The sequence below is a fragment of the Bradyrhizobium sp. PRIMUS42 genome (genome assembly GCF_023006515.1).
Lineage (GTDB): Bacteria > Pseudomonadota > Alphaproteobacteria > Rhizobiales > Xanthobacteraceae > Bradyrhizobium.
In genome coordinates, this window is the sequence record NZ_JALBGZ010000504.1 from 1 (window position 1) to 4,807 (window position 4,807).

General features: G+C 65.6%; 2 protein-coding genes. Both read right to left on the minus strand.

Annotated features, from left to right (window positions below; all coding sequences use genetic code 11):
• A partial coding sequence (locus MOV75_RS27815; RefSeq protein ID WP_247006956.1) for a filamentous hemagglutinin N-terminal domain-containing protein occupies nt 1-3,450 on the minus strand: 3,450 nt, incomplete at its 3' end.
• 19 nt (nt 3,451-3,469) lie between these two features.
• Nucleotides 3,470-4,807: ShlB/FhaC/HecB family hemolysin secretion/activation protein (locus tag MOV75_RS27820; protein WP_247006957.1), on the minus strand; the 1,338-nt coding region annotated here is incomplete at its 5' end.

Genomic DNA, 4,807 nt, shown 5'->3' on the forward strand with positions numbered 1-4,807 from the left:
AGTGGCGCCGCAGACCGGGCTGCCGCCAGCCCCGAGCGAACAGCCGCCCGTATCCCGCGAAGTGATCGCGAGCCGGCCGTCGACATAGGTGATGTCGTAGTTCACGGACGTCAGGCCCGCGGCCGCGATACCGTAGACACCGGGATAGCGCGCCCCCTGGGCCGAGCCGCCATAGACGAGCGTGCCGGAGAGCGCAGGTAGCCCCTCACCGTTGACGAAGCCGGAATAGGTCACGCTGCCCCCGGAGAACGGCACGCCGTCATAAATCCTGGTGACGTCGTTGGCTGTGACGGTGAGTGCCGCCTTGTTGACGGTGAGTGAACCGTCGACAAATGTAATGGCGTAATTGGCCGACGAGAGGCCCGCCGCCGTCAGGCCGTAGCGGCCGGCATTCACCGCGCCCTGCGCCGTGCCGCCATAGCTGAGCGTGCCCGACAGCACGGATGCAGTCTCGCCATTCATGAAGCCGGAATAAGCGACGCTGCCGCCAGAGAAGGCGAGGCCGTCATAGGTCTTGGACGCGTTGGCGGTGATGGTGAGCGGCGCCCTGTCGATGGTGAGGCCGACCGCGACCGATCCGACATAGACCGCGCCGCCCGAACCGGTCGCGCTGAGAACGTCGGAGCCGCTGAGATTGTAGCTGCCCGCGCCCAATGCGGTGGTGACGGCGCTGCCCCAGCCGAGCGTGACGCGATTGGCGTTCACGCCGGTCATCGTCAATCCGCCGAGCGAGGCCAGCGTGCCATAGGTGGTGCTGGCCGAGCCCGCGACGTTGACATAGGCATCGTAGACGGTGTCGCCGAACGCGCGCAGCACCGGCATGCCGTTATTGGCGCCGCTGACGGACTTGCCCCAGACGGCGGCAAAGTCATAGCCGTTGTTGATGAAGGTGAAGGGATCGCGCAGCTGTGCCGTGGTGAGCATGCTGCCGTCGCAGACGTTGCTGACGCCGCCGGATCCGCCACAGGCGGCGCTCTGCCCCGATGTCTCCCTGTTCGCATAGCTTTGGATGACTTGGCCGCCATCCCAGTTCAGCCCCACGATCGCGCCGACATTGCTGGTTCCCGACACGGTGCCCGCGAAGTAGCTCCGGACCACGTGGCTTTCCTGATTCATCCCCACCAGCCCGCCGACCACGTCAGTTCCTGAAACTGCTCCCGTGGCGTAGGAATCGAGCACCCAAACGGCTTCATTGCTGTGCCCGACCAGACCGCCGACGATGCCGCTGCCGGTCACATTGCCGGTCGCGTAAGACTGACTTACCACAGCGCCGTACCAGCTGGCTCCCACCAGCCCGCCGACCGATTTGACACCGGACACGTTGCCGGTGGCGTAAGACCGCTCCACCCGGCTGTACTGTTCGAACCCCACCAGTCCACCGGCAGCTGTGCCTGTGCCGCCAATTGCGCCGGTGCCCGAAACATTGCCGGTGGCGTAACTGTCGGTGACGAGACCGATGTTGCTGTACCCCAACAAGCCACCAACCATGATGCCGCCAGATACGGTACCCGTGGCATAAGAGTGGCTCACCGTACCTATGGCATAATCCGCGGGGTTCGGTCCCATCCACGTGCCGATATTGTACGCGATCAGCCCGCCGGCACCGTCCCAGATCGCCGACACGTTGCCGGTCGCATATGAGTTGGAAACGAACGAGGCGACGACGCGCCCTCCCAGCCCGCCGGCGGCGCCATAGCCCGCAACCGTGCCGGTGGCATATGAGTTGCTGATCGTCGTGATATAGGCGTCGCCGACCAGCCCGCCGATCAAGGCGCCGGTGCCGGTCACATTGCCGGTGTTGTAAACGTTGCTGATGGTGTTGTAAGCGACGCTGCTCGTGCCGCCGTAGACCCAGAGGCCGCTCGACCCCACCAGCCCGCCGACGGCATTATTGCCCGTCACGCTGCCGCCTTCCAATCCGACATTGCGGATGGTCCCGCCATCGATGTAGCCGAACAGGCCGATGTTATCGCTGGACGGCCGGTTGATGGTCAGGTTGCTGATGTGGTGACCGAGCCCGTCGAAAATGCCGGAAAAATAGCTGCTGATATCGCCGATGCCGCCGATCGGCGTGAAGCCGGCGCCACCATTCCAACCCGCCGTGGCGCTGGCATCGATGTTCGCGCCCAGCACGTAGTTGCCGGACCGGTTGGTGTTGATGTTCTGCAGGGCATTCACGTCGGTGATCACCGCATAGGTGATGGCGACGTCAGATTCTTTCTGGGTCTGGAACAGGCTGCCCGCTGCCAGGTTGACCGGCGCGTTGATGGTGTAGCCACCGGTGGCCGTGGTCTGTGCGTATTGCAGGACCAGCCCGTCACTGCTCGTCGTGCCGGTCGACGTCAGCGGCGCATTGATGACGATGTTGTTGTCGGCCCGCAGCGTCAGGATATGCGAGCCCCAGGTGACGGCGGAGTTGACCGTGACGTTGCCTTCATCGGTGCCGCTGCCCGAGGTCGTCACCGTCACGTCGCCGCTCGCAAGCGCCGTCTGCAAGGCACTGGCGTAATTGGCGTCGATGGTGATGTTGACGGGATCGATCAGCCAGCGTCCGCCCAGCGTGTCCACCTTCAGATCGGCGGCGAGATTGACCTTGGCGGCGGAGGTTTCGACCGAGCGGGCCCGCAGCGTGCCGCCGGCATTGACCTCGCCGTATTTGGCGTCGCCGAGCAGCAGGATGCGGCCATTCTTGCTGCCGATGCTCGCGGCCTGCACCACGCCGGTGTTGTTGACGACGCCCTTCATGGCGTCGCTCGCGCCCTTGGCGGTGAGGATGGCGAGTCCGCCATCGGCACGGATCAGCCCCTTGTTCTCGACCAGCGTCTTGACGGTGGAGGCCTTGACCTCGACCGAGAGCAGGCCGTCGCCATTGAAGTCGAGCAGCACGTCAGTGCCGGCGGCGAGCGCCGTGCTGCCGGTGATGGTGCCGGAATTGCTGACGCTCGGCGAGATCAGCGCCACCACCTTGCCGGAGATGCTGCCCTCGTTGCTGATCGCGCCGCCGCTGCCGGTGAAATTGTAGCGACCAGCCAGAAAATTCGCGTTGCTGATGCCGAGCGTGGAGGCGACGAAGCCGCCGGTCTGCACGCTGCCGGTCTTGCCGATGGCAATGCCGTTCGGATTGATCAGGAACACTTGCCCATTGGCGCTGAGGCTGCCGAGGATTTTTGACGGGTCCTGGCCGACGACGCGGTTCAGCGCCACCGAGGATGCACCGGGCTGATTGAAGGTCACGGAGTTGCCGGCGCCGATCGAAAAGCTCTGCCAGTTGGCGATCATCCGGTCGCTCGACTGGTTGATCGTCATGGCGTTGCCGGACTGGCTGATCGTGGCCTGTCCCGACACGACCTGACCGCCGGTCGGCAGGGTCTGGGCCAGCACCGGCGGCGTCAGCGCCGTGGTCGCGGACAGGGCGATTGCGAACCGCATCCGCGGCAGGGTCGATGTCATAGCGTACCCTCTCGAAACATCAGAAGCGAATGCCAGCTTGCAGCCAGAACTGGTCGTTGGCCTTGACGCCATCGGCGTTGGCCCCGGTGATGATGGAACGGCCGGGATTGTCGCCGAGCGTATGGGCCCAGCTTGCCGAGACGTTCAGCCACTCGCGCGTCCAGCGCGCGACGAGGCCGGCGCTGGCGAGGCCGTAGTCATTGCAGCCGCAGACAGTGACCGGCGCGATGCCGTTCGGCGACACATTGATCTTGACGTAGCCGCCGTCCAGGAAGCTCGCGAGTTGCAGGCTGCCGAACCGCGCCGGCACCGGCGCGTTGTAGCGGAGCTCCAGCGTACCGAGCACGCCCATGTCGCCGCGCCCCTCGCCCACGGGATAGCCGCGCACGCCGAACGGGCCGCCCAGCGCAAAATCTTCCGAAGAATCGAGGTTCTTGTCGGCCCATTGCCCGTAGAGGCGGCCGAACAGCGCGAAGTCGCCGGGCAAGGCCTGAAGCCGCGCGACCGTGGCGTTGATCCGGTTGAACCGCCCTTGCGTCTGGAGTCCAGCCTGGTCGGCGGCAAGCGCGCTCGCCAAGCGCGAAAGATCGAGATCGCCATAGGTCCAACTCACCGACCAGTTGGTGATGCCGCCGCCGAGCAGCGCGTCGCGCCGGTCGCCGTTGAGGCTGAGCGTGCCGGAGGTCGAGCGCTTGTCCTGGAGCGTTCCGGCGACGCTGTCGTCGACCAGCGCCTTCCAGGTCACGGTGCCGCCAAGCTGGAGGTTGAAATCGCGCGAACGGATCAGGCTGTAGTCGATGCCGCCATTGGCGAAATGAGCGAAACCGGTGAGGCCGAGGGCGCGGCCGATGGCGTCGATATTGTGGTAGTCGAGATAACTGTAGGTCGCATTGGCGACAAACCCACTGGCTGCGAGCGGCACGCTCGTCGCCAGCGAGCCGAACTCCTGCCCTTGCGAGACCGTGCCGGAAAGCCGCGTCAGGTCGCCGTAGCCGGACACGTCGGTGAGCCTCACCAGCCCGTTGCCTTGCGCCTTGCCCACGTTGGAGCTGCCGTAATTATCGGCCCAGATGCCGCCCCCGACGACGGGCGCCTGCGCGACGCCGACGACGAGCTTGCTGGTATTCGGCGCTTCGCCCGGCGCGAGCTTGGCGTGCACCGAGACGCCCGGCAGGTCGTTCATGCGCAAGAGCGCGTCTTCCAGATCCTGCCGCGTCACGCCGTCCGGCTTGACGCGGCCCTCGATGATGGCGCGCAGGAGATCCTCGCGCACGCGCACGCCCCTGGCACGGTCGAGCGTGATGGTCTTGAGTGCGCCCTCGGCGATCTCGATCGTGACGATGCCGTTGGTGATGTC